We start from the raw sequence: 22,816 nt of genomic DNA, 5'->3' as shown, positions 1-22,816 counted from the left end.
TGCAGGGCGCAGCCCTGCCGAGCAACCCTATACTTGCCGCCGTGACTGCCTTCCCTGCCCTCGTTCCGCTGGATGCGCCACTGCTGGTGGGCTACAGCGGCGGTGTCGACTCGACCGTGCTGCTGCACTGGCTGTGGCGCAGCGCCAAGGCCTCCGGCACGGCGCTGCGCGCGGTGCACGTGCACCATGGCCTGCACCCCGATGCGGACGACTGGGTGCTGCATTGCCAGCACCAATGCGCAGCGCTGGGCATCGAACTGGCCGTGCATCGCGTGCAGATCGACCCCACATCGGGCCTGGGCGTCGAAGGCGCAGCACGGCAGGCGCGACGCGCCGCGTTCGCCACCGAACTGCGCGACGGCGAAACACTGGCGCTGGCGCAGCACCTGGACGACCAGGCCGAGACCTTCCTGCTGCGTGCCCTGCGTGGCTCCGGCGTCGATGGTCTTGCCGCGATGTCCGCAGACAGCCGCGTAGGCGAACACCGTGTGTGGCGACCGCTGCTGGCGGTGCCGCGCCGTGCGCTGCTCGATTACGCGCACCAGCACGCGCTGCGCTGGGTTGAAGACCCCAGCAACGCCGACGACCACGCCGATCGCAATTTCCTGCGCCTGCAGGTGCTGCCGTTGCTGCGCCAGCGCTGGCCGCACACCGCCGCGGCATTGGCGGGCAGCGCCCTGCATTGCCGGCAGACCCGCGAACTGCTGGACGAGGAGGACGCCGAGCTGATCGTGCATCTGGAGGTGGCACCGCGTGTGCTGTCGCTGCAGCTGCTGCGCCAGGTGTCACCGGGCCGCGCCGCGCGCGTGCTGCGTGCCTGGGTGATCGGCCATGGGGCCGCCCCACTTCCGGCCACGGTGCTGCAGCAGGCGCTGGACGAGCTGCTGCCAGCCGGCAACGATCGCCAGGCGCGGGTGCGCTGGCACGATCATGCCATCCAGCAATGGCGCGATCATGCCTATCTCCTGCCCGCGCAACTGCCGGCGCTTCCCCATGATTGGCAGGCCGGATGGGATGGACGCGCGCCATTGGCGCTGCCCGATGGCGGTCAGCTGCACCTGCACGGCGCCGAGGCCTTCGAACGGCCGCTCCAGGTCCGTGCGCGTGTGGGCGGCGAACGCATCCTGCTGCCCGGTCGCCAGCATTCGCATGCGCTGAAGGACTGCCTGCAACGCGAACACCTTGCCCCCTGGCGACGCGCCCAGCTGCCGCTGGTCTTCGATGGAGCGCAGCTGCTTGCCGCCGCCGACGTGGTCATCGCAGCTCCCCTGCAGGCCTGGTTGCAGGCCCACGACGCGCAGCTGCAGTGGCGTCCCGGCGGCTGGTGAATTGACCCCCGCGCGCAGCCCGTCCACACTTGCCGCATGGCCAAGAAGTCCCCCGAAAACGCCTCCCCGGTCGCCCAGTTCGAGCAGTCGCTCGAATCGCTGGAGCAGCTGGTGGAGCAGATGGAAACCGGCGAGCTGAGCCTGGAAGCGTCGCTCAGTGCTTACGAACGCGGTGTCGGTCTGTACCGTCAGTGCCAGCAGGCGCTGGAGCAGGCCGAATTGCGCGTGCGCCTGCTCAGCGATCCGGCCCAGCCGGAAACGGCCGAGCCTTTCGATCCGCCCAACCATGACGGCTGAAGCCCTGTTCGCGCGCTGGCGCGACCGTATCGAAAGCCAGCTCGATGCCGCCCTGCCCTCGCCCGCCGAAGCACCGCAGCGCCTGCACCAGGCCATGCGCTATTCGGTGCTGGGCGGTGGCAAACGCATGCGCCCGCTGCTGGTGTATGCCAGTGGCCACCTGTTCGGCGCGCAGCCGGAACAGCTGGACGCGGCGGCGATGGCTGTCGAGCTGATCCACGCCTATTCGCTGGTGCATGACGACCTGCCGGCGATGGACGACGACGCCCTGCGCCGCGGCAAGCCGACCACCCACATCGCCTTCGACGAAGCCACCGCGATCCTGGCCGGCGACGCCCTGCAGACGCGTGCCTTCGGCCTGCTGGCCGATGCGCCGCTGCCGGCCACGCTGCGCGTGGCCTGCCTGCAGACCCTCGCTCACGCGTCCGGCGCCTCCGGCATGTGCGGTGGCCAGGCGCTGGACATCGATGCCACCGGCCAACAGCAGACCCTGGCGGCACTGACCCGCATGCATGCGCTGAAGACCGGCGCGCTGATCCGTGCAGCGGTGCGCATGGGGGCGCTGTGCGGCCAGGCCCACGAGCCGCAGCTGGCCCAGCTCGACAGTTTCGCCGATGCACTCGGCCTGGCCTTCCAGGTCCGCGATGACATCCTCGATGTCGAAGCCAGTTCCGAACAGCTGGGCAAGACCGCCGGCAAGGACGAGGCGCAGGACAAGAGCACCTTCCCCGCGCTGCTCGGCATGGACGGCGCGAAGGCGCAGCTGCGCGAACTGGCCGCACGCATGCAGGCCACGTTGGCCGGCCATGGCGAAGAGGCCGATGCGCTGCGCGCGCTGGCAACGCTGGCGGTGGAACGCGATCACTGATCGCCGCCGGTGACGCTGCCCTCAAACAGAAACGCCCGGCAATGCCGGGCGTTCCTGTTTGCACATGCGGCCGGTATTACTTGATCAGGCGCAGGGTGAACGGGTAGCGATAGGCTTCGCCGTTGTTGGCCTTGACTGCGGCAATGATGCAGAACACCAGGTTGATGATGCCCACGATCGGCGCCAGGATGCCGCCGATGATCACCACCATCAGGATGATGCTGATGACCATGGCGATGGTCACGGTGATCTGGAAGTTCAGCGCTTCCTTGGCCTGGTCGGTCACGAAGGCCTTGCTGGCGTCATCCTTGTTGATCAGCCAGATGATCAGGGCGCCGATGAACCAGGTGAAGATGCCCAGCAGGTGCGCAGCCAGCGCCATGGTGCGCTGGTCGGCCGGGGCATCGGTGGTTGCCGGCGGCGGCGGGACGTTATCGAATTCGCTCACGACAAAACTCCTTTTCATTGGGTGGTCTTGACCCACCAGCACCAAGCTGGTTGCGTCAGGCGCGCATAGCTTACGTCATCAATGCCATCAATCATTACCGGCGACGGTCATCCGCCCCAGCAGGATCGAACCGGTCCGGATGTGCGAGCGCGGGTCGACGTCGCTGCCGACCGCCTCGATGCTGCTGAACATCTCGCGCAGGTTGCCGGCGATGGTGACGCCGTCCACCGGGTACTGGATCTCGCCGTTCTCGACACGGAAGCCGCCCGCGCCTCGTGAGTAATCGCCGGTCACCCCGTTCACGCCCTGCCCCATCAGCTCGGTCACCAGCAGGCCGTCACCCATCTGCCGGGCGATCTCTTCCAGCGGGCCGGCATTGGCCGCCAGCTGCAGGTTGTGCACGCCGCCAGCATTGGCGGTGGTCTGCAGGCCCAGCTTGCGCGCCGAATAGCTGCCCAGCACGTAGCGCTGCAGTACGCCGTCTCGGACCAGCGCCGAACTACGGGTGGCCACGCCGTCGCCGTCGAAGGCGGCCGAGCGCAGGCCACGGCGCAGGTGCGGCAGCTCGTCGATCTGCATCCATTCCGGGAACAGGCGTTGGCCGACGCTGTCCAGCAGGAAGCTGGCCTGGCGGTACAAGGCGCCGCCGGACACCGCCGACAGCAGGTGGCCGACCAGGCTGCGCGCCACTTCCGGGGCGAACAGCACCGGCATGCTGCCAGTAGCCAGTGAACGCGGCTGCAGGCGGGCCACGGTGCGCTCGGCGGCACGACGGCCGACCAGGCCCACGTCTTCCAGGTCCTCCCGGGCAAGCGCGCTGGTGTACCAGCCATCGCGCTGCATGCCATCGCCCTGCCCGGCGATCAGCGCGCAGCCGACCGAATGGTGGGTGCCGCGCTCACGACCAAAGAAACCATGCGAATTGGCATACACCGACAGGCTCTGCATGCTCGACACCGATGCGCCGTCGGAATTGCGGATCTGCGCGTCGGCCTCGCGACCGGCCGCCTCGCAGGCCAGGGCCAGGTCCACCGCCTCATCGGCCTGCAGCGCCCACGGGTGCCAACCGTCCAGCTCCGGGAAGTCGGTGGCCATCAGTGCGGCCTCGGCCAGGCCGGCAGCCGGGTCATCCTCGGTATGCCGGGCAATCGCGCAGGCCTGCTCGACCGTAGCGGCCAGGCTGGCCTCGTTCAGGTCACCGGTGCTGGCACTGCCCTTGCGCTGGCCGAAATAGACGGTCACGGCGATGCCGCGGTCACGCGTGGACTGCACGGTCTCGACCTCGCCGAGGCGGACATTGACCTCCAGTCCGCGGTCCTCGCTGCAACTGACCTCGGCCTGGCTGGCGCCCAGCGCGCGGGCGCGGTCGAGCAGCTGCTGGGAGAGGTCGGCCAGCCGTTCCAGCCGGGCCGGGCTGTCGTCGCCGACGGCCACTTCAGGGGCGATCACGTTCAATGCTTTATCCTGTACAGGTTGGGCCCGGCATCACGCCGGGCGACTTTTTTTGAGATCAGGTAGGGACGATGCGCGGACGCGACGAAGAAACCGGTGAATTCCACGACAAGAGCCGCAGCCAGAACCGGCGCGACGCGCTCGACGTCCTGGCCCTGGGCGAGAAGCTGGTGTCGTTGACCCCGGCCCAGCTGGCGCGCCTGCCGATCCCGGAAGACCTGCTGCCGCATATCGCCGAGTGCAAGCGCATCACCGCCCACATCGCCCACAAGCGCCAGCTGGCGTTCCTGGCCAAGCACATGCGCCGCGAGGACGAGGCAACGCTGGACGCGATCCGCGATGCGCTGGACGCCAACAGCGAGACTGGCCGCCGCGAAGTGGCGATGATGCACCGCGTGGAAGACTGGCGCGACCGCCTGTTGGCCGACGGTGACAAGGCGCTGGCCGCCCTGCTTGACGACTACCCGCAGGCCGACCGCCAGCAGCTGCGCACCCTGGTACGCAACGCGCAGGCCGAAAAGGCGAAGAACAAGCCGCCGCGCGCCTACCGCGAGATCTTCCAGGTGCTGCGTACGCTGATGCTGCCGGCGGCGCTGGGCTTGAAGACGGCGGGCGACGAACACGCCGGCGATCCGGTCGACGAGGCCGACGAGGACTGAGTCCGCGCCGGCCCGGGCGGTGGCCGCGGCCATCGCCACGCTCAGGCCTGCGTACCGCCGACGGTGATGCCCTCGATCAACAGCGAGGGCTGGCCGACACCCACGGGCACACTCTGCCCGTCCTTGCCGCAGATGCCCACGCCCTCGTCCAGGGCCAGATCGTTGCCGACCATGCGCACCTTCTGCATGGTCTCCGGGCCGTTGCCGATCAGGGTCGCGCCCTTCACCGGGGTGGTGATGCGGCCATCCTCGATCAGGTAGGCCTCGGTGGCCGAGAACACGTACTTGCCGCTGGTGATGTCGACCTGGCCACCGCCGAAGTTCACCGCGTACAGGCCCTTCTTCACCGAACGGATCATCTCCTGCGGGTCGTGCTCGCCGGCGCGCATGTAGGTGTTGGTCATGCGTGGCATGGTCAGGTGCGCGAACGATTCGCGGCGCCCGTTGCCGGTCGGGGCCATGCCCATCAGCCGCGCGTTGAGGCTGTCCTGCATGTAGCCGACCAGGATGCCGTCCTCGATCAGCGGGGTGCACTGGCTCGGGTGGCCTTCGTCGTCGATGTTCAACGAACCGCGGCGACCGTCGAGGGTGCCGTCGTCGACGATGGTCACCCCCGGTGCGGCGACGCGCTCGCCGATGCGGCCGGCGTAGACGCTGGTGCCCTTGCGGTTGAAGTCGCCTTCCAGGCCGTGGCCGACCGCTTCGTGCAGCAACACGCCCGGCCAACCCGGGCCGAGCACCACCGGCATCATGCCGGCCGGCGCCGGCACCGCGTCCAGGTTCACCAGCGCCTGGCGCAGCGCTTCCTGGGCCAGGGCTTCGGGGCGGCCGCTGGCGAACAGCGCTTCGTAGCCATAACGGCCACCACCACCGGCGTAGCCGGACTCGCGACGGCCGTTGTGTTCGACGATGACCTGCACGTTCAGGCGTACCAGCGGGCGCACGTCGGCCGCCAGCACGCCGTCGCTGCGGGCGATCAGCACCGTATCGACGCCGCCGGACAGGCTCACCATCACCTGCTTCACGCGCGGGTCGGCGGCACGCAGGTAGCCATCCAGGCGCTTGAGCACCTCGACCTTGGCCTCGTTGCCGATGCCGTCGATCGGGTCCAGCGCCGGGTACAGCGCGCGCGCATTGCCGCGCAGCAGCGAACGTCCGGTCTGCGCACCGCCCTCGCGCGAGATCGCGCGCGCCGACTGCGCCGCCGCCAGCAGCGCATCGGCATGGATGTCATCGGAGTAGGCGAAGCCGGTCTTCTCGCCGGAAATCGCCCGCACGCCCACGCCCTGCTCGATGGAATGGGCGCCGTCCTTGACGATGCCGTCTTCCACGCTCCAGCTCTCGCGGCGGGCGTGCTGGAAATAAAGGTCGCCGAAGTCGACACCAGGGCCGAGCAGCTGCCCGAAGGTGCGCTCCAGGCCGGCGGTATCCAGGCCGCCGGGGCGCAGCAGGCGGTCTTGGGCAAGCGTCAGGGCGATATCAGTCATGGTTTCGATCTGGGGGTGCGGGGGCGCTCAGGCAAGCCCCGTGAACAGGAAGCCGTGCTCAGCGCGAGCGCGGCAGGTCGGTGACGGTCGGCGGAATGGCCGGTGCATGTGCCGGCACGGGCGGTGATGGGGTCTTGTCGCGGCTGCGCTCGATCACTTCCACCTTCGGCTCCTTCCATGGACCGGTCACCTTGTAGGTACGGGCGCCAATCTCGCCCAGCGGCTTGGACAATACCGCATTGGTGGCCGCGCCCAGCGCCGCCCCCACCGGGCCGCCGGCCACCGCACCGACCACGGTCAGCAGGTTGCCCGCGCGCGGGTTGACGTCGATGGTCTGGTCGAACTGCTGGTTGCGCAGGTCGGCCTGGCCACGGATGGTGATGTTGGCCGCCGGGCCTTCGATCAGCACCTTGTCGGTGCGCGCCATGCCCTGACCGAACTGCATGCTGCCCTCGATCTGGTTGAACGCGAAGCCCTTGGAGAAGAAGTCGCGGAAATCGAACATCAGCCGCCGCGGCAGCTGCGCGACGCTGAGCAGGCCCAGCACGCGGCCGGCGCCCGGCTCCAGCTCCAGCAGCTGGCCATTGCGCGCCTGCAGGTCGAGGCTGCCCTGCAGGTTGCCCAGCTGGAAGTCCGACGGCCCCCCGCTCCAGGCCGCCTGCAGCTGCGCCTGGCCGGAACCGCCGCGCAGCTGGCCGCCGTAATCAAGGTTCTGCATCAGCCCGCCCAGGTCCTCGCTGCGCACCTGCGCGGTCAGTTCGGTACGGGCGCCGCCCGTACGGCCGAGCCAGCGGCCGGTGATGTCGATTTCCTGGTCCGGCGCGCGGAAGCGCAACGCGTCCACGTTCAGGCCGTTGGCCAGTGGGCGCGTGCGCAGCACCGCCTGGCCCAGCACCACCTTGCCGAACTTCAGGTCGGCGATGTCCAGCGCGAACGGCGGCAGCTTGGCCGGGTCCATGTCATTGGCACCGGCCTGTACCCGCGCCGGCGCGGCGGCCGCACCCGGTGCCGCCGGCAGTGACTGCCAGTGCACCCGGTCAAGCTGGCCGCTGATGGTGCCGCCGTCGGCGTTGGGTACGGTCAGGCGGCCGGCCAGCGACGGCCCGTCCAGGCGCACGTCCAGTGCCTGCGGGCCCGGGTGCAGCTGCAGCCGGGTCTGCTCGAACACTCCGCCGATCAGCTTGAGCTGGCCGACCTGCACGTCGACCGCGCGCAGCGGCATCGCGTCGTCGTCACTTCCACCGCGCGCCAGGCTGATCCACTCCAGCGCATCCAGGGTCGGGCTGCGGCCATTGACCGTCAGTCCGCTCGCCGGCGGCTCGCGGTCGACATGGTCGCTGCCCAGCGTGACCTGCACACCGGTCTGGTTGTTGTGGCTGCGCGCGGCCAGGGCCAGGCGCTGGCCGAACGCCACATCGATGCGGCCGGCGCCCATCGGCAGCTGCGCGGCCACCGTGGTCGCCAGCGGCTCGGCGGCCGGCTTGTCCAGCGGCGCCGGCAGGTCGAGCCGGGTGCCGACCAGGTCCGAACTCAGTCGCAGCTCGCTCGGCGGCGCAGGCGCGCCGGGCGCCACCTTGGGCAGGTTGACGCCGATGGTCCAGGCCGAATTGCCGTTGATGTAAGGCTTGAGCCAGGCCATCTCGGGAGCACGGTCGATCAGCACGCTGGCATCGAGGCGGGCGGTCAGCTGCGACTCGAAGGCGCGCGCGCTGTCATGCACGTAACCGCCGGCACGCAGGCTCAGCCGTCCTTCCTGGCCGAGGTGGCGCACCGCCAGGTCCTCGGCGCCGAAACCGCCATTGCTGTAGCGCGCCTGCCCGTGCATGTTGTCAAAGGTCAGCTGGAAGCGCTTGTCGACCAGCTTCACGCCGGCCAGATCGACCGTGCCCTGCAGGTGGCCCTCGCCCTCGTCCTGATGCAGCGGCTGCAGCAGATCGAAGGTCACATGGGCCGGACCACTGGCGACCAGATTGTCCAGCGTATCGCCGTAATCCTTGTGCAACGGGCTCTGGCGCAGCATCGCCAGCAGCTTGCCGGCCTCGCTCGGCGCGTCGGCACGTACGTACAACGGCTGGTGCCCGAAGTCCGGAATGCCCGCTTCGAATTTCTGTACCGCCACGCCGGCAAGATCACCCCGTCCACGCATGTCGAAGCCAGGGCCGATGAAGGCGATGTCGGCGTCGACCTGGCTCATCAGCGGCCAGTCGTGCTGGAAGCGGATGTCGCCATTGGTGATGTGGCCGGTGGCCTCGAAGCGGCCATCATTGTTGTCGAACGGCCAGTCGTCCAGGTCACCGGTGACCAGGCCGACGCCATTGCGCACCTGGCCGCCAGCCAGCGCCATGTCCAGCCAGTCGGTGGCGCCCTTGCTCATCTTGGAGTGGATCCAGAAGCGCTTGGCCGCCGTCATCGGCACGTCGTCCAGCTTCGCGGCCAGCTGCAGCCACGGCCGCGTGCCGTCGCCCTGGAACCAGACCCCGCCGCGCACGTCGGCCGCGTAGTCGGTGCCTTCCACACGCATCGCCGGCGTCCCGATCCGCCAACCACCGCCCTCGTCGCGCCAGCCCACGATCTGTCCGGCCAGGTGCAGGTCATGGCGCACGCCGAAGCCGGTCGGCCAATCGAACTGCAGCTGCCGTTGCGGTTGCAGCTGCAGGCTGAAGCCGTCGGCGTCGCCTTCAAAGCGCCCGCCCAGGCCGCGCAGGCCGCGCAGGCCGGGCGAGTTGCCCACGCTGGCGAAACCCAGCGACTGCAGTTCACCCTGCGCCCACAGGGGGCCATCGCGTTCGCCCGACAGCTGCAAGGCGCGCACGTCCAGCTGCGGCCTGGACAGGAACAGCCAGCGACGCAGGCCCGGCTCAAGGCGATCACTCAGGGCCAGCGCACGCAGTGCGATGCCGGCCTGCACTTCACCGGAACGGACCTGCAGCTGTTTGCCGACCTGCAGCTGCAGGCCATCGAGGCGCTGCTCGCCGTCTTCATTCTTCAGCCGCAGCTGCGGTACCTGCAGCGCCCAGCCCTCGGCCTGGCGCTGCCAGCGCAGGCGGGCCTGCAGTCGCTGCAGCTGCAGCTGCGGCGCCGCCATGCCGGGTATCGGTGCGCCATCGATACGCACGTCGCGCAGATCCGAATCCGTGGTCAGCGCCACCGGCGCGAAATCGCGCAGGGTCAACCACAGGTTCAACTCGCCCTTGCCCTCGCGCAGGCGCACGCCGCCAGCCGCCAGCAAGGGCGCCCAGGCGTGGAAATCGACCGGGTCGGCGCCCAGCCAGGCCTCGCCGTTGCCGCGCGCACGGTCCACGTCCAGCACCGCGGTCAGCGGCAGCGCTTCGGGCTGCGCCCAGGCGCGTACGCCCACGCGCAGGCGATCGCCATTGACCCGCATGCGCAGGTCGATGCGCGGCAGCGTCGTGTCGATGCCCAACGTCGGCGCGTGCACGCCCAGGCGCCCTCCGATCACCTGCAGCTCGCCCAGCCGGCGCAGCGCATCCAGCGGATCGCCGCCGTTGTCCGATTGCGGCAGCCCGCGCACCGTCCAGCGTCCGTCCTCGCCCTGCTGCAGATCCAGCGCCAGGCCACGCAGGCGCAGCTCGGTCAGCGAGCGCCCGGGCAGCAGCCCGCTGTACATCGATACCAGCACCTCGGCCTCGCCGATCGCCAGGCCCTGCCCGGCGCCGATGCGCAGGCCTTTCAGCTGCAGCAGCGGGCCACGACGGGTCCAGGCGGTCTGCAGCTGGTCGAAACGCACCGGCTGGCCGGCACGCTCGCTCAGCCAGGCGGCGATCCTGTCAGGATGACGCTCGGCCAGCGGCAGCAGCTGGCTGAGCGTGCCCACCAGCAGTGCAAGCCCGACCAGGCCCACCGCACAGGCGGCAATGAAATGACGGCGGATCCTTCGCAGTCGCAGGCGCGGCGGCGCGCTCATCGGCCACCGCCGGCCTGCAGCCGGCGAGGATCAGAGCAGAACGACATCGAATTGCTCCTGCAGGTACTGCTCGTCCGCCTGGAAGCGGATGCTCTTGCCGAGGAACTCTTCCAGCTCGGCCACCGCCGAGGATTCCTCATCGGTAATTCGCGCGACCACCTTGGTCGAGGCGATCACCAGCAGGCGCGCAGCATCGAACTGGCGCACGGCACGGGTGATCTCGCGGAAGATCTCATAGGTCACCGTCTCGGTGGTCTTGATGCTGCCGCGGCCGCTGCACTGCGGGCAGGTCTCCGACAGCTGGCGCTCCAGGCTTTCCACCGTACGCTTGCGGGTCATCTCCACCAGGCCCAGCGGCGAGAAATCATAGACCGTGGTCTTGGCATGGTCGCGGGCCAGCGCCTTTTCCAGCGTGCGCAGCACCTGGCGACGATGCTCCGCATCATCCATGTCGATGAAGTCGATGATGATGATGCCGCCCAGGTTGCGCAGCCGCAGCTGCCGCGCCACCGCCTGCGCCGCTTCCAGGTTGGTGCGGAACACCGTTTCTTCCAGGTTGCGCTGGCCGAGGAACGAGCCGGTGTTGACGTCGATGGTGGTCATCGCCTCGGTCTGGTCGATCACCAGGTAGCCACCGGATTTCAGCGGCACCTGCTTGTCCAGCGCGCGGCCGATCTCGTCCTCCACGCCGAACATGTCGAAGATCGGGCGGTCACCGGAGTACAGCTCCAGCTTCTCGGCCAGCACCGGCATGTACTTGGCGACGAAGGCCTGCAGTTGGCCGAAGGTCTCCTTCGAGTCCACCTTCACCTTGTCCACGTCCTTGCGGATCAGGTCGCGCACCGACCGCAGCGGCAGGCTCAGGTCTTCATAGATGATGCTGCACGACGGCGCTTCGCGGCCGCGGCGCTCGACCACGTTCCACACGCGCGACAGGTAGGCGATGTCCTCGGCGATGGCCTCGGCCGGCTGGCCTTCGGCGTTGGTGCGCACGATGTAGCCGTAGCCGCCGTGCTGCGCCGACAACTCGGTCACCAGCGCCTTCAGGCGGGCGCGCTCGGTTTCATCCTCGATGCGCGCGGACACCCCCACCACCTTGGACTGCGGCAGCAGCACCATGTAGCGCGAGGGAATGCTGATCTGCGTGGTCAGGCGTGCACCCTTGGTGCCGATCGGGTCCTTCACCACCTGCACCACGATGTCCTGGCCGTCACGCAGCAGCTCGACGATCGGCACGCTGGCCGGCGGCGGCAGGGTCGTGTTCTCGGTGTCGGCACTGGCCACCGGGGCCGGGCGCACCACGTCGTTGGCGTGCAGGAACGCGGCGCGCTCCAGGCCGACCTCGACGAACGCGGCCTGCATGCCGGGCATGACCCGCTGCACCTTGCCCTTGTAGATGTTGCCGACCACACCCCGGCGCCAGCCGCGCTCGATGTGCAGTTCCTGCAGCATGCCGTTCTCGATCACCGCGACCCGGGTTTCGCGGGGGGTCACATTGACCAGGATTTCCTCAGACATCGGCAGCCTCCCTGGCGGCATCGGCAGTGGGGGCCGGCACGCCACAGCGCGCCAGCAGACGATCGGTATGCAGCAATGGCAGCCCCATGACGCCGGAGTAGCTGCCGGAAAGATGTTCGATCCAGCGCTCGGCCCCGCCCTGGATGGCGTAGGCCCCGGCCTTGTCCAACGGCTCGCCGGTGGCGACATAGGCGGCGATGTCGGCGGCGGCGATCGGGGCGAAGGTCACTTCGGAAATGACCAGTTCGCTGTCCAGCCCGTCGGCGCCGACCACCACCACCGCAGTCATCACCTGGTGGGTGCGCCCGGCCAGGCGCGCCAGCATCGCGCGCGCGCCGGCGGCGTCGGCCGGCTTGCCGAACACTTCACCGTCCAGCACCACCTCGGTGTCCGAGCCGAGCACCCGCGCCTGCGGGTCTTCGGCCAGCACCCGGGCCAGCCCGGCGCGCGCCTTGTCGGCGGCGACCCGGCACACATACTGTTCGGCACTCTCGGTCGCGGCGCGCTGCTCGACGACCTCCAGGTCCAGGGCCTGGAAGGGGCGTCCGAGTCGGGCCAGCAACTGGTTGCGTCGGGGGGAGCGGGAAGCAAGATAGAGCATCGGCACAGCATAACCTGAGCCCGTCACCTGAATCGTCGGCAACCCGTTACGGAACGCGTACAACCCCTTACAGGCTCACAGCGCGTTCATCGCTACGACACCACCCTCACCGCACAACAAGGAGATCCCATGCGCCTGACCGCCACCCCGCTGCTGCTCGCCCTGTCCCTCGCCCTTGGAACCTCGATGACTGCCCATGCTGCTCCGTCGTCGCCGTCGATCGCCGCCGCGGCCGAAGGCACCCTGCTGAACATTTCGGCCAACGCCGAGGCCACCCGCGTGCCGGACGTCGCCACCCTGTCGGCCGGCGTGGTCACCCAGGCCGCCGACGGCAACAGCGCCATGCGCCAGAACGCCCAGCAGATGGACAAGGTGCTGGCCGCGATCAAGGCCGCCGGCATCGCCGAGCGCGACGTGCAGACCAGCGGCGTCAGCCTCAACCCGCAGTACCGCTATGCCGACAACGAGGCGCCGAAGATCACCGGCTACCAGGCCAGCAACACGGTCAGCCTGAAGGTCCGTGACATCGCCAAGCTCGGCAAGGTGCTCGATGCGCTGGCCGCTCAGGGCGCCAACCAGATCAACGGCCCCAGCTTCGAGATCGACCAGCCGGAACCGGTCTATGACGAAGCCCGCCTGGCCGCGCTGAAGAAGGCCCAGGCCCGCGCCCAGACCTATGCCAAGTCGCTGGGCCTGCAGGTGCGCCGCATCGTCAGCATCTCCGAGAACAGCAGCGGCGGTTTCCGCCCGATGCAGATGATGCGCACCATGGCGGCCGGTGCGGCGATGGACAAGGCCACCCCGGTCGCACCGGGCGAATCGACCGTCTCGGTCAACCTGGACGTGGTGTTCGAACTGGGCCGCTGATCGCGTCCGCCGCGGTCGACGACACAGGCGGGTCCCGCAGGGGGCCCGCCTTTTTCGTGCCCTCCGCCGACACTGGCTGAAGGCCAGCCCAACGATCATGCCCCTGCCTCTAGGCAGTAGCCGTCGTGCCGCGCTACTGATGGACTGCCAGCCGCGTGCGGCAACCCCGCCACGGGCCCTGGTGCGTTGAGGACTTCGTCACTGGCATGGAGGTGGATCATGGTTCGTACGTACCCCGTTGCATCCCTGCATTTCGACCCCGCCCGGGTGGCCGCCTGGAGCGCGGCGATCGCCCTGCACCTGCTGGCCTTCCTGTTGCTGCTCATCCCTGCGACCTACCAGGCCGTGCAGGTCCCGCGTGAAAAGACGCCGGTCCGGCTGATCGAGAAGATCCCGCCACCGCCAACGCCGCCGGTTCCGGTCCCGCCCAAGGAGATCGTCCAGGTGGTGCCGAAACCGCGAACGCAGCCGGTGGTACCGCCACTGCCGGCGCCCACCGCGACCGTGGAGGAGACCCAGGGCATCGCGCTGCCGGCCGCCGAACCGGCTCCGCCGCAGCTGGCGCCCAGCATCGACACGTCCACCCCTCTGGCCGGCGCCCAGCTGCAGTACCGCAGCGCCCCGCCGCCGACCTACCCCATCCAGTCCCTGCGCAACCACGAACAGGGAACAGTGCTGTTGCGGGTGGAAGTGGACAGCCATGGCCAACCGGTCGCGGTCAGCGTCGAGCGCAGCAGCGGCTCGCGCAACCTGGACCAGGCCGCCCGCCAGCAGGTGCTCCGGCACTGGCGCTTCGAGCCTGCCCAGCGTGACGGCGTGGCAGTTCCGGCCATCGGCCTGGTACCGGTACAGTTCTCGCTGCCCGACTGAGCCCCACCACCGGCCCGGCCTCGCGCCGGGCCGGTCCCTGCCGCTGCCCGGGAAATGCGGACAGGCCAGGGACCAAGCGTTACCGATTAAGCAAAATTTCACGACTTCGTCACCTGCAGGAAACCTAGATTGGCGCGTCCCGGTATCGATCCGGCGACAGCCCTCAACGCTACGGTTTTCCAGTTAGGAGAGAAGCTGTGAAACACCCGATCCAACGGCCCGCCAGCCGCCGCCGCAGCACCCTGGCATCGTCCATCACCCACATCCTCACCGGCGGCGCCCTGCTGCTGGCCGGCGCCGTCGCTTCCTCCTCCGCCTTCGCGCAGGAAAAGGCCACCAACCTCGACCGCATCACGGTCACCGGCTCCAACATCCCGCGCACCAACACCGAGACACCGTCGCCGGTGCAGGTGGTGACCCGCCAGGAAATCGACCGCACCGGCAAGACCTCGCTGGCCGAGTACCTGCAGACCATCACCGCCGATGGCGCCGGCTCGATTCCCAAGACCTTCGGCAACGGTTTCGCCGGCGGTGGTGCCGGCATTTCGCTGCGCGGCCTGGGCGCCGGCTCGACGCTGGTACTGTTGAACGGCCGCCGCATGGCCACCTATGGCCTGGCCGATGACGGACAGAAGGTCTTCACCGACCTCAGCACCATTCCGCTCGATGCCGTCGAGCGCGTGGAAGTCCTGAAGGACGGCGCTTCGGCGATCTACGGCTCCGATGCCATCGCCGGCGTGGTCAACATCATCCTGCGCAGCGACTTCCAGGGCGCCATCCTGCGTGGCTCCTACGGCCTGTCCGGTGACAGCGATGGCGACGCCCGGAAGGCAACCCTGACCGCCGGTACCGGTGACCTGGCCACCGATGGCTGGAACGCCTTCTTCAGCCTGGACGTTGGCAAGACCGACGCGATCAAGATCAGCGACCGCAAGAACCGCAAGTGGATCGGTACCGGTGACACCCGCCCGTGGGGCTATGACAAGACCGCCCAGTTCCTCGGCGGTGCCTACACCCGTGGTGGCACCTCCGGCGGTTCCGGCCCGAACGGCTCCTACCTCGACGCCACCGGCCATCTGGTGCCGCTGCCGGGTTGCGCCGGCCTGACCACCATCGGTGGGCAGACCCCGGCCAGCATCGCCGCCGATGGCTGCCTGTGGGATCCGGCGCAGCAGTACCGCGACCTGATTCCGGAAGAGAAGTACGTCAACGTGTTCGGTCGCGCCAGCTTCGCCTTCGGTGAAGGCGGCGAGATCTACACCGAGATCGGCTACTCGAAGAAGGAAACCATCTTCAGCAACACCCCGTCCGGCGTGTCGGGCGGCTGGGGCTATCCGGGCGGCCCGGTCAATGCCAACAGTGGCCCCGGTGCCACCGTGCTGGGCCCGAACCATCCCGACAACCCGACCCCGGGCACGGCGCGCCGCGTGCGTTACTCGGCCTGGGATGTCGGCCCGCGCGTGACCGACAACACCAATGAGTTCAACCGCTTCCTGGTCGGCATCAAGGGCAACTGGGGCGACTGGAGCTACGATACCGCCTACCTGCACTCGGGCACCGACCTGACCAACAAGCGCACCGGCTTCCTGCGCTACAGCGCCGTCCAGTGTGCACTGGGCAATGCCAACTGCGCCGGTGGCGTGTGGCGTATCGGTGATGATGCCGGCAAGAACTCGCAGGCGCTGTACGACTACATCTCGCCCACGATCAGCGCCCGCGCCAAGTCCAGCCTGGACATGTTCGACTTCACCGTCTCGCGCAGCCTGATGGACCTGAAGGGTGGTCCGCTGGGCCTGGCGATCGGTACCGAGTGGCGCAAGACCAGCAACAGCCTGACCCCGCAGACCTACACCGACCAGGGCGACATCATCGGCCTGGGCTACTCGGCCTATGACGGCACCCAGAACGTCTACGCCGGCTACGTCGAACTGTCGGCACCGGTGCTGGAACAGCTGGAACTGTCCGGCGCCCTGCGTTACGACAAGTACGAAAGCGGCGAAGGCAAGGCTACGCCGAAGCTGGGCGTGAAGTGGACCCCGGCCGACTGGATCGCCCTGCGCGCCAGCTACGCCGAAGGTTTCCGCGCGCCGAACCCGGCCGAGAACGGTGACGGTGGCCTGGCCGCCTTCTCCACTGCGGTCGACCCGGTGCGTTGCCAGATCAGCGGCGGCGCTGCCAGCGAATGTGGCGCCAATTCGGTGGCGATCATCACCAAGCCGAACAAGCTGCTGAAGCCGGAAGAGTCCAAGAGCTACTCGGTCGGCATCGTGCTGCAGCCGACTTCGACCACCTCGATGACCGTCGATGCCTGGCAGATCAAGCGTACCAACGAGATCGTTCAGGGCAGCACGGCGGCGGCGATCCTGGCCGGCAACGTGCTGCGCGACAGCAACAATCTCAATGGCGTGGCCAACAGCGGCACCATCCTGGCGGTCAACACCGGCTACGTGAATGCCAGCTCGTCGCGCGTGCGCGGTATCGATACCGATATCCGCCAGACCTTCGAGATCGGCCCGGGCCAGCTGGAGCTGGACCTGCAGTGGAGCCACATCCTGAAGTTCGAGCGCACCGAAGGCGGCGACACGGTTGATTACGTGGGTACCCACGGCAACTGCGACGTCACCAACTGCATCGGTACGCCGAAGGACAAGGTCAACTTCGGCACCACCTGGAAGCAGGGCCCGTGGAGCGTCAGCGGCATCGTCAACTACATCAGCAAGATGGACAACATCGACAGCCGTGGTGGCAGCTACCTGGCCTTCTACGCTGACGGTACGCCGGTGAAGAAGATCTCTTCGTTCACCACGATGGACTTGTCCGGTCGCTGGAGCATCAACGACTCGTTCGAACTCAACGCCTCGGTGGCCAACGTGTTCGACCGCATCGCCCCGCTCGATCCGACCACCTACGGCGCGGTGAACTACAACCCGATGCACTTCTCCGGTGCGCTGGGCCGTTACTACACCGTCGGCTTCAAGTACACGTTCAAGTAAGACCGGTTGCAGCGTCACCTTCGAAGGCCCGGGCCGTTGCCCGGGCCTTCGTCGTTTTCACGCGGGCCGGTTCCTGCAGGCTGGCGCTTGCCCGCTGGCTCTTGCGGACATGTTCACGAGGACATGGCTACCGTATGCTCGCGGCATCCGCGCCGCAGGGGATCTCCATGGCCGCGACATCGCAACGGCTGGGCCTGCCCGCGTTGACTGCACTGGTAGTCGGCTCGATGGTCGGCGCCGGCATCTTTTCACTGCCGCAGAACGTCGCGCGCAGCGCCGGCCCGGCCGCCGCCTTGATCGGCTGGGCGGTCAGTGGCGCCGGCATGCTGATGCTGGCCTTCGTGTTCCAGGCCCTGGCCAATCGTCGCCCCGACCTGGATACCGGCATCTACGCCTATGCGCGCGAAGGCTTCGGCAACTACATCGGCTTCTCCGCGGCGTGGGGCTACTGGGTGGCGTCGGTGCTCGGCAACGCCAGCTTCTTCGTACTGATCTTCAGTGGCCTCGGCCACTTCGTGCCGGTCTTCGGTGAAGGCAATACACCCGCCGCCGTAGCCGCTTCATCACTGCTGCTGTGGACCGTGCACCTGCTGGTGCTGCGCGGCCTGCGCACGGCCGCCATCGTCAACGGCCTGGTGACGGTGGCCAAGCTGCTGCCCATCGCGTTGTTCCTGATCCTGGCGGCGGGCGCGTTCCGCATGGACGTGTTCCGCGCCGATTTCCTCGGTACGCCCGCACTCGGCGACCTCGGCCAGCAGCTGCGCGGCATGATGCTGGTGACCGTGTGGGTGTTCATCGGCATCGAAGGGGCCAGCATCTATTCGCGACGTGCCGCGCGCCGTGCCGACGTCGGCCGTGCCACGGTGATCGGTTTCCTCGGGGTCTGGCTGCTGCTGGTACTGGTCAGCCTGCTGTCGATGGGCGTGCTGTCGCAGGCCGAACTGGCCGGGCTGCCCAATCCGTCGATGGCCTACGTGCTGCGCGCCATCGTCGGCGAATGGGGCGCGACGGTGATCATCATCGGTTCGATCGTCTCCGTACTCGGCGCATTGCTGGCCTGGGTGCTGCTGTGCGCCGAAGTGCTGTATGCCGCCGCCGGTGACGGCACCATGCCGGCCTTCCTCGGCCGCGAGAACGCGCGTGGCGTGCCGGCCAATGCACTGTGGTTGAGCAATGGCCTGATCCAGTTGTTCCTGCTGATGGTGCTGGTCAGTTCGGGCAGCTACACCGGGCTGGTGCTGCTCGCTGCGTCGATGAGCCTGGTGCCCTACTTCCTGTCCACCGCGTTCGGCGTGCAGCTGGCCTGGCGCGGGCAGGCCTACACCGGCGAACCAGGCGTGCGCTGGCGCGATTTCGGGGTCGCACTGCTGGCCAGCGCCTATGCGCTGTGGCTGGTGTATGCCGGCGGCCTGGACAACCTGCTGCTGTCGGTACTGCTGTACGTGCCCGGCGTGGTGTTGTTCGCTTTGACCCGGCGCCAGCGCGGCGAGCGGGTATTCACGCGCTGGGAGTGGGTACTGTTCGGCGCGATCCTGGCGGTGGCGATCGCCACGCTGGTGGCCTTCTGCAGAGGTGAGCTGGCACTGTAGAGCCGAGCCCGCGCTCGGCTTCACACAGGCAGCCGAGCATGGCTCGGCTCTACAACTGGCGATCCGCCAGCATGCCGATATCCTGCATCCAGCGCTCGGCCAGCTGCGGCCACGCCGCGACCGGTGCATCCTTCATGCGCAGCCCGAATGCGTGGCCGCCGCGTGCAAACAGATGCATTTCCACCGGCGCGCCCGCGTCCGCCAAGGCACGGTAATAGGCCAGCGATTCGCGCACGTCATCGGTGCGATCGTCGGTGGCCTGCGCGATGAACGTCGGCGGCACCTTGTCATCCACGGTGATGTCCCTGACCAGCGACAATCCCTTCCCGTGCCCTGCCCACAGGTGCCCGGAATACATCACCATCGCGAAATCGGGACGGCTGGGTTGCTTATCCGCAGCATCGACCGGCGCGTAGCTGCGCAGCGCGTGCGTGCTCAGTCCCGCCACCACGTGACCACCGGCGGAAAAGCCGATCGCCCCGATCCGCTTGGGATTGATTGACCAGCGCTCGGCCTGTGCGCGCAGCAGGCCCATTGCACGCTGTGCATTCTGCAGGGCCATCGGCACTTTCGGAATGTCGCGGCAGTTGCACTCGGGGTCCCAGTTCGGGCCAGAGGCTGGCACCCGGTACTTCAGCAATGCACAGGTGATGCCCTGTGCGGTCAGCCAGCCGCAGATCTCGCTGCCTTCCAGGTCCATCGCCAGCACCCGATAGCCTCCGCCAGGCACCACCATCACTGCGGTGCCGGTGGCCGGTCCCTTCGGTGGAAACACGGTGAGGGTCGGCGCAGCGACGTTCTGCAGCATCATCCAGTGTTCGCCACTGGCTTCGGAGATCACTTCGCTGACCTGCTCGGGCCCCTTCAACTTCGGCGGCGCGATCACCGTGCCCTGCGGCCACAACGGAAGCTCGGTGGTGCCCTGTGGCGGATGCCAGGTGGAAGGCGCGGCCTTCGTTGTGGCGAACGGCACCATCGCCAGCAGCAGGAAGCTCGAGTACAGCAGCACGCGCATGATCGGCATCCATGGTTGCAGCAGCAGAGTGTAGCGACAAAAAAAAACCTGCATCTTGCGATGCAGGTTTCTCAAGGTGGCGCCCGAAGTTGGACTCGAACCAACGACCCCCTGATTAACAGTCAAGTGCTCTAACCGGCTGAGCTATTCGGGCAGACGACTAGTATAACCACTCTTCACGCGCGATGGTAGGGGTGATTGGCAATCATTGCGGCGGCCCGATACAGCTGCTCGGCCACCACCAGGCGCACCAGCATGTGCGGCAGCGTCAGCGGTCCGATCGACCACTTCTCATCGGCCAGCGCGGACACCTCCGGCGAATGCCCTTCCGGGCCACCAATCAGGAACGCCAGGTCGCGGCCCTGCCCGCGCCAATGCTCCAGGCGCTGTGCCAGCTGTTCGGAACTCAGCTGTCGTCCTGGCACATCCAGTGCCACCACATAGGCGTTCTTCGGCAGCGCAGCGATGACCCGCTTGCCTTCCTCTTCAGTGGCGCGGCGCGGATCACGTCCCTTGCCGCGCAAGCCGGGCTCGATTTCCACCAGCTCGAACGGCAGCCAGTGCGACAGCCGCTTCTGGTACTCGGCGAAGCCCTGCGCGACCCAGCTGGGCGCGCGTTCACCGGTGGCGATCAGGCGGGCTTTCATCTACACGGTCCTCCAAAACGTCGACGGCGCCATCGGCGCCGTCGAAGGGATGCATCAACGTGCGGCTCAGGCCACTTCGTCGTCGCTGGACGGCGGCTGGTCGCCAACGGTCCACAGGCGCTCGAGGGCGTAGAACTCACGCACGCGCGGCAGCATCACATGGACGATCACGTCGCCCAGATCGACCAGCACCCACTCGGCTTCGCGCTCGCCTTCAACACCCAGCGGCATCACGTCGATGTTCTTGGCGAAGCGCACGACTTCATCGGCGATCGACTTGACGTGGCGGGTCGAGGTGCCCGAAACGACGATCATGTAGTCGGCAACGCTGGACCGGCCGCGCACGTCGATCTCGACCAGGTCCTTGGCCTTCAGGTCTTCGGTGGCTTGGCGGACGCTGGCCAGCAGTTCCGGCACGGACGGCGGCGGGCTGGGCAGATCGACCTTGATGGTCTGGGGCTGGGTCTGGTTGCTCAAAGTGGATCGACTCGATAAACGTGGGGGCGATTATACGGGGATGGCACGGCGGCGCCATTCACGCTGTGGCCGGGCGGTACAGCCCGTGTGCAGCGACGTAGTCCGCGACGGCCGGCGGCAGCAGGGCGCGCCAGGGGCCACCGGCGGCGATCTGCGAGCGCACGGCGCTGGCCGATTCCTCGCGCAGCGGGTGGTGCAGGCGCAGGATGCGTCCGGCCGGGCTGGCGAACAGGGCCTGTTCGTTGTCGGCCCAGCGCCCCTGCAGGGCACGCCCCAGTTCACCGTCGATCGACGCCTGCAGCGGGCTGCCCGGCCGCTCGGCCACCACGAAGTGGGCCAGCCCGAACAGGGCCTCCCATTCGTGCCAGCCGGACAGGCCCAGCAGGCTGTCGGCGCCCACCAGCCAGGCCAATGGCCGGCTTGGGCCCAGCTCGCCACGCAGCTCGCGCAGGGTATCGACGGTGTAGGACGGACGACCGGGATAGCGCGTGGCACGGTCCAGTTCACGACGGTCCAGCAGCAGGCCCGGTTCGTCGCCGATGGCCAGCGACAACATGGTGCAGCGCTGCTCGGCGGTAGCGCCGGGCACCGCACGGTGCGGCGGATCGCCTGCCGGCAACATGCGCACGGCCACCTGCAGTTCGTCCCGGGCGGCTCGCGCGATTGCCAGATGCCCCAGGTGCACCGGATCGAAGGTGCCCCCGTAATAGATCCGCAGGCTCATCGCTCAGGCCCGCGCCAGCAGGCGCACGGCACGCGGTTCGGCCACGGCCACCAGCAGGCGCTCCAGCGCCAGCCAGGCATCGCCGTCGGCCCGCCCCTTGGCGATGCGGTCGACCAGCCCGGCTTCGGCCACGAAGCGTTCCCAGCGCTTGCCTTCCGGGTGCCGCTGCAGCGCGCGCTTGTAGGGCGCCTGCCGTGATTCCCAGATGCCACGCGATTTCATTTCGGCGGCCAGGTTGCCGCCACGGGCCTGCACACGGGCCAGGCCGGCACCGGCCAGCAGTTCACGGATCACGATCGGCATCAGTGCGGCCACCGCTTCGCCTTCGCCGCGCAGGCCAGCCAGCATGCGCAGCACGGCCGGCGGCTGGCCGGAGAACGTCGCCTCCACCAGCCGGAACACGTCGTAGCGGGCAGCGTCAGCCACCAGCGATTCCATCCGCTCCACATCCAGCGGCTGGCCATCGGCCAACAGCGCCAGCTTGTCGATTTCCTGGGCGGCGGCCAGCAGGTTGCCCTCCACTCGCTCGGCCAGGCGTTGCACGGCGGCCGGGTCGGCACGCAGGCCCTTGCCGCGCAGGCGGCGCTCGATCCAGTCCGGCAGTTCGTGCGGCTTGATCGCCCAGGCCACCGACAGCACGCCGATGCGGCTGACCGCCTCGGCCCACTTGCCCTGATGGGCCTTGCTCCATTCATTGGCGGTGATCATCAGCACCACGTCCGGCGCCGGATTGGCGCAGAACTGGCTGATCACTTCGGCGCCGTCCTTGCCGGGCTTGCCGCTGGGCAGGCGCACCTCGACCAGGCGGCGGGCGCTGAACAGGCTGGGCGCATTGAAGCTGGCGTCGAGCTGGTTCCAGTCGAAATCCCGCCCGTCGGCGTCGAACACTTCGCGTTCGCCGATGCCGGAAGCGCGCGCGCGCGCGCGGACGGCATCTGCCGCCTCCAGCACGCGCAGGGTTTCCGGGCCTGCGATCAGGTACACCGGCGCCAACGGGGTGTCAGCGCCCTGGCTGGCCAGCTGCTCCGGACGCAGTTCCATCGTCGCTGCC

Annotated in this window: 19 protein-coding genes and 1 tRNA gene; 8 read left to right on the top strand and 12 right to left on the bottom strand. The window is 68.4% G+C overall.

Features of this window, described 5'->3' with window-relative positions; all coding sequences use genetic code 11:
* Positions 1 to 41: 41 nt before the first annotated feature.
* The 3 genes from tilS to AC5P6H_RS05130 are packed head-to-tail and all read left to right on the top strand — an operon-like array spanning position 42 to position 2,493.
* Positions 42 to 1,328, top strand: coding sequence for a tRNA lysidine(34) synthetase TilS (gene tilS / locus AC5P6H_RS05140; RefSeq protein ID WP_481453282.1), 1,287 nt, complete (start codon positions 42 to 44; stop codon positions 1,326 to 1,328).
* Positions 1,329 to 1,364: 36 nt separating this feature from the next.
* Positions 1,365 to 1,625: an exodeoxyribonuclease VII small subunit gene (locus AC5P6H_RS05135; RefSeq protein ID WP_014647931.1), complete on the top strand. Its 261-nt coding sequence runs from the start codon at positions 1,365 to 1,367 to the stop codon at positions 1,623 to 1,625.
* Complete coding sequence (locus AC5P6H_RS05130; RefSeq protein ID WP_014647932.1) at positions 1,615 to 2,493, top strand: polyprenyl synthetase family protein; 879 nt, start codon at positions 1,615 to 1,617, stop codon at positions 2,491 to 2,493. The genes AC5P6H_RS05135 and AC5P6H_RS05130 overlap by 11 nt, the downstream gene beginning before the upstream one ends.
* 76 nt (positions 2,494 to 2,569) lie before the next feature.
* Here the strand turns inward: AC5P6H_RS05130 and AC5P6H_RS05125 are convergent, their stop codons facing one another.
* Both AC5P6H_RS05125 and pmbA read right to left on the bottom strand, forming a co-directional pair.
* A complete protein-coding gene (locus AC5P6H_RS05125) occupies positions 2,570 to 2,941 on the bottom strand; it encodes a DUF4870 domain-containing protein (RefSeq protein WP_014647933.1) in 372 nt (123 codons plus the stop codon).
* 87 nt (positions 2,942 to 3,028) lie between these two features.
* The gene (gene pmbA / locus AC5P6H_RS05120) at positions 3,029 to 4,396 is read right to left on the bottom strand and encodes a metalloprotease PmbA (protein WP_014647934.1); all 1,368 of its coding nucleotides are present in this window, start codon (positions 4,394 to 4,396) and stop codon (positions 3,029 to 3,031) included.
* Between the two features lie 68 nt (positions 4,397 to 4,464).
* On the opposite strand from pmbA, the gene yjgA reads away from it, so the two are divergent.
* A complete protein-coding gene (gene yjgA, locus AC5P6H_RS05115; RefSeq protein WP_014647935.1) occupies positions 4,465 to 5,052 on the top strand; it encodes a ribosome biogenesis factor YjgA in 588 nt (195 codons plus the stop codon).
* 41 nt (positions 5,053 to 5,093) lie between these two features.
* Here the strand turns inward: yjgA and tldD are convergent, their stop codons facing one another.
* From tldD to AC5P6H_RS05095, 4 genes are read right to left on the bottom strand one after another with little or no spacing between them, the layout of a single operon-like run.
* Positions 5,094 to 6,539, bottom strand: a complete 1,446-nt coding sequence (tldD, locus tag AC5P6H_RS05110) for a metalloprotease TldD (RefSeq protein ID WP_014647936.1) — start codon at positions 6,537 to 6,539, stop codon at positions 5,094 to 5,096.
* Positions 6,540 to 6,597: 58 nt separating this feature from the next.
* Positions 6,598 to 10,464, bottom strand: a complete 3,867-nt coding sequence (locus AC5P6H_RS05105; RefSeq protein ID WP_495202364.1) for a YhdP family protein — start codon at positions 10,462 to 10,464, stop codon at positions 6,598 to 6,600.
* Positions 10,465 to 10,494: 30 nt separating this feature from the next.
* The gene (gene rng / locus AC5P6H_RS05100; RefSeq protein ID WP_005418079.1) at positions 10,495 to 11,982 is read right to left on the bottom strand and encodes a ribonuclease G; all 1,488 of its coding nucleotides are present in this window, start codon (positions 11,980 to 11,982) and stop codon (positions 10,495 to 10,497) included.
* Positions 11,975 to 12,583, bottom strand: a complete 609-nt coding sequence (locus AC5P6H_RS05095; RefSeq protein WP_032961948.1) for a Maf family nucleotide pyrophosphatase — start codon at positions 12,581 to 12,583, stop codon at positions 11,975 to 11,977. Before AC5P6H_RS05095 ends, rng begins: the two co-directional genes overlap by 8 nt.
* A 129-nt stretch (positions 12,584 to 12,712) precedes the next feature.
* Here AC5P6H_RS05095 and AC5P6H_RS05090 point away from each other — a divergent pair, with 129 nt between their 5' ends.
* From AC5P6H_RS05090 to AC5P6H_RS05075, 4 genes are all read left to right on the top strand, one after another.
* Positions 12,713 to 13,450 carry an SIMPL domain-containing protein gene (locus AC5P6H_RS05090; protein WP_049442355.1) on the top strand — a complete coding sequence of 246 codons (738 nt, stop codon included), beginning with the start codon at positions 12,713 to 12,715 and terminating at the stop codon, positions 13,448 to 13,450.
* A gap of 219 nt (positions 13,451 to 13,669) precedes the next feature.
* On the top strand, positions 13,670 to 14,320 hold the full coding sequence (locus tag AC5P6H_RS05085; protein WP_014647940.1) for an energy transducer TonB: 651 nt from the start codon (positions 13,670 to 13,672) through the stop codon (positions 14,318 to 14,320).
* A gap of 197 nt (positions 14,321 to 14,517) precedes the next feature.
* Positions 14,518 to 17,313: a TonB-dependent receptor gene (locus AC5P6H_RS05080; protein WP_014647941.1), complete on the top strand. Its 2,796-nt coding sequence runs from the start codon at positions 14,518 to 14,520 to the stop codon at positions 17,311 to 17,313.
* A gap of 167 nt (positions 17,314 to 17,480) precedes the next feature.
* The gene (locus tag AC5P6H_RS05075) at positions 17,481 to 18,902 is read left to right on the top strand and encodes a basic amino acid/polyamine antiporter (RefSeq protein ID WP_032961961.1); all 1,422 of its coding nucleotides are present in this window, start codon (positions 17,481 to 17,483) and stop codon (positions 18,900 to 18,902) included.
* A gap of 49 nt (positions 18,903 to 18,951) precedes the next feature.
* Here the strand turns inward: AC5P6H_RS05075 and AC5P6H_RS05070 are convergent, their stop codons facing one another.
* The 6 genes from AC5P6H_RS05070 to holA all read right to left on the bottom strand — a co-directional run bounded on the left by AC5P6H_RS05070 (position 18,952) and on the right by holA (position 22,806).
* Entirely contained in the window at positions 18,952 to 19,917 is a 966-nt protein-coding gene (locus AC5P6H_RS05070) for an alpha/beta hydrolase (RefSeq protein ID WP_495202363.1), read from the bottom strand.
* Between the two features lie 77 nt (positions 19,918 to 19,994).
* Positions 19,995 to 20,071 (bottom strand) — tRNA-Asn (locus AC5P6H_RS05065).
* A 22-nt stretch (positions 20,072 to 20,093) separates the two neighbouring features.
* The gene (gene rlmH / locus AC5P6H_RS05060) at positions 20,094 to 20,564 is read right to left on the bottom strand and encodes a 23S rRNA (pseudouridine(1915)-N(3))-methyltransferase RlmH (protein WP_014647944.1); all 471 of its coding nucleotides are present in this window, start codon (positions 20,562 to 20,564) and stop codon (positions 20,094 to 20,096) included.
* A gap of 66 nt (positions 20,565 to 20,630) precedes the next feature.
* Positions 20,631 to 21,041 carry a ribosome silencing factor gene (rsfS, locus tag AC5P6H_RS05055; protein WP_005418109.1) on the bottom strand — a complete coding sequence of 137 codons (411 nt, stop codon included), beginning with the start codon at positions 21,039 to 21,041 and terminating at the stop codon, positions 20,631 to 20,633.
* Positions 21,042 to 21,099: 58 nt separating this feature from the next.
* Positions 21,100 to 21,765: a nicotinate-nucleotide adenylyltransferase gene (nadD, locus tag AC5P6H_RS05050; protein WP_014647945.1), complete on the bottom strand. Its 666-nt coding sequence runs from the start codon at positions 21,763 to 21,765 to the stop codon at positions 21,100 to 21,102.
* A 3-nt stretch (positions 21,766 to 21,768) separates the two neighbouring features.
* Positions 21,769 to 22,806: a DNA polymerase III subunit delta gene (holA, locus tag AC5P6H_RS05045; protein ID WP_032961944.1), complete on the bottom strand. Its 1,038-nt coding sequence runs from the start codon at positions 22,804 to 22,806 to the stop codon at positions 21,769 to 21,771.
* Positions 22,807 to 22,816: the final 10 nt, after the last annotated feature.

Source organism: Stenotrophomonas sp. YJH_SMC_110, from assembly GCF_059369255.1.
The sequence above is the reverse complement of the archived record's forward strand: the minus strand, read 5'-3'. Positions and strand labels throughout refer to the sequence as shown.

What these genes read in the sequence shown, in the direction of transcription:
- AC5P6H_RS05135 (WP_014647931.1), top strand. Translation starts at nt 1,365, where the DNA reads ATGGCCAAGAAGTCCCCCGAAAACGCCTCCCCGGTCGCCCAGTTCGAG.
- AC5P6H_RS05130 (WP_014647932.1), top strand. Translation starts at nt 1,615, where the DNA reads ATGACGGCTGAAGCCCTGTTCGCGCGCTGGCGCGACCGTATCGAAAGC.
- yjgA (WP_014647935.1), top strand. Translation starts at nt 4,465, where the DNA reads ATGCGCGGACGCGACGAAGAAACCGGTGAATTCCACGACAAGAGCCGC.
- tldD (WP_014647936.1), bottom strand. Translation starts at nt 6,539, where the DNA reads ATGACTGATATCGCCCTGACGCTTGCCCAAGACCGCCTGCTGCGCCCC.
- AC5P6H_RS05105 (WP_495202364.1), bottom strand. Translation starts at nt 10,464, where the DNA reads ATGAGCGCGCCGCCGCGCCTGCGACTGCGAAGGATCCGCCGTCATTTC.
- rng (WP_005418079.1), bottom strand. Translation starts at nt 11,982, where the DNA reads ATGTCTGAGGAAATCCTGGTCAATGTGACCCCCCGCGAAACCCGGGTC.
- AC5P6H_RS05095 (WP_032961948.1), bottom strand. Translation starts at nt 12,583, where the DNA reads ATGCTCTATCTTGCTTCCCGCTCCCCCCGACGCAACCAGTTGCTGGCC.
- AC5P6H_RS05090 (WP_049442355.1), top strand. Translation starts at nt 12,713, where the DNA reads ATGCGCCTGACCGCCACCCCGCTGCTGCTCGCCCTGTCCCTCGCCCTT.
- AC5P6H_RS05085 (WP_014647940.1), top strand. Translation starts at nt 13,670, where the DNA reads ATGGTTCGTACGTACCCCGTTGCATCCCTGCATTTCGACCCCGCCCGG.
- AC5P6H_RS05075 (WP_032961961.1), top strand. Translation starts at nt 17,481, where the DNA reads ATGGCCGCGACATCGCAACGGCTGGGCCTGCCCGCGTTGACTGCACTG.
- AC5P6H_RS05070 (WP_495202363.1), bottom strand. Translation starts at nt 19,917, where the DNA reads ATGCGCGTGCTGCTGTACTCGAGCTTCCTGCTGCTGGCGATGGTGCCG.
- rlmH (WP_014647944.1), bottom strand. Translation starts at nt 20,564, where the DNA reads ATGAAAGCCCGCCTGATCGCCACCGGTGAACGCGCGCCCAGCTGGGTC.
- nadD (WP_014647945.1), bottom strand. Translation starts at nt 21,765, where the DNA reads ATGAGCCTGCGGATCTATTACGGGGGCACCTTCGATCCGGTGCACCTG.
- holA (WP_032961944.1), bottom strand. Translation starts at nt 22,806, where the DNA reads ATGGAACTGCGTCCGGAGCAGCTGGCCAGCCAGGGCGCTGACACCCCG.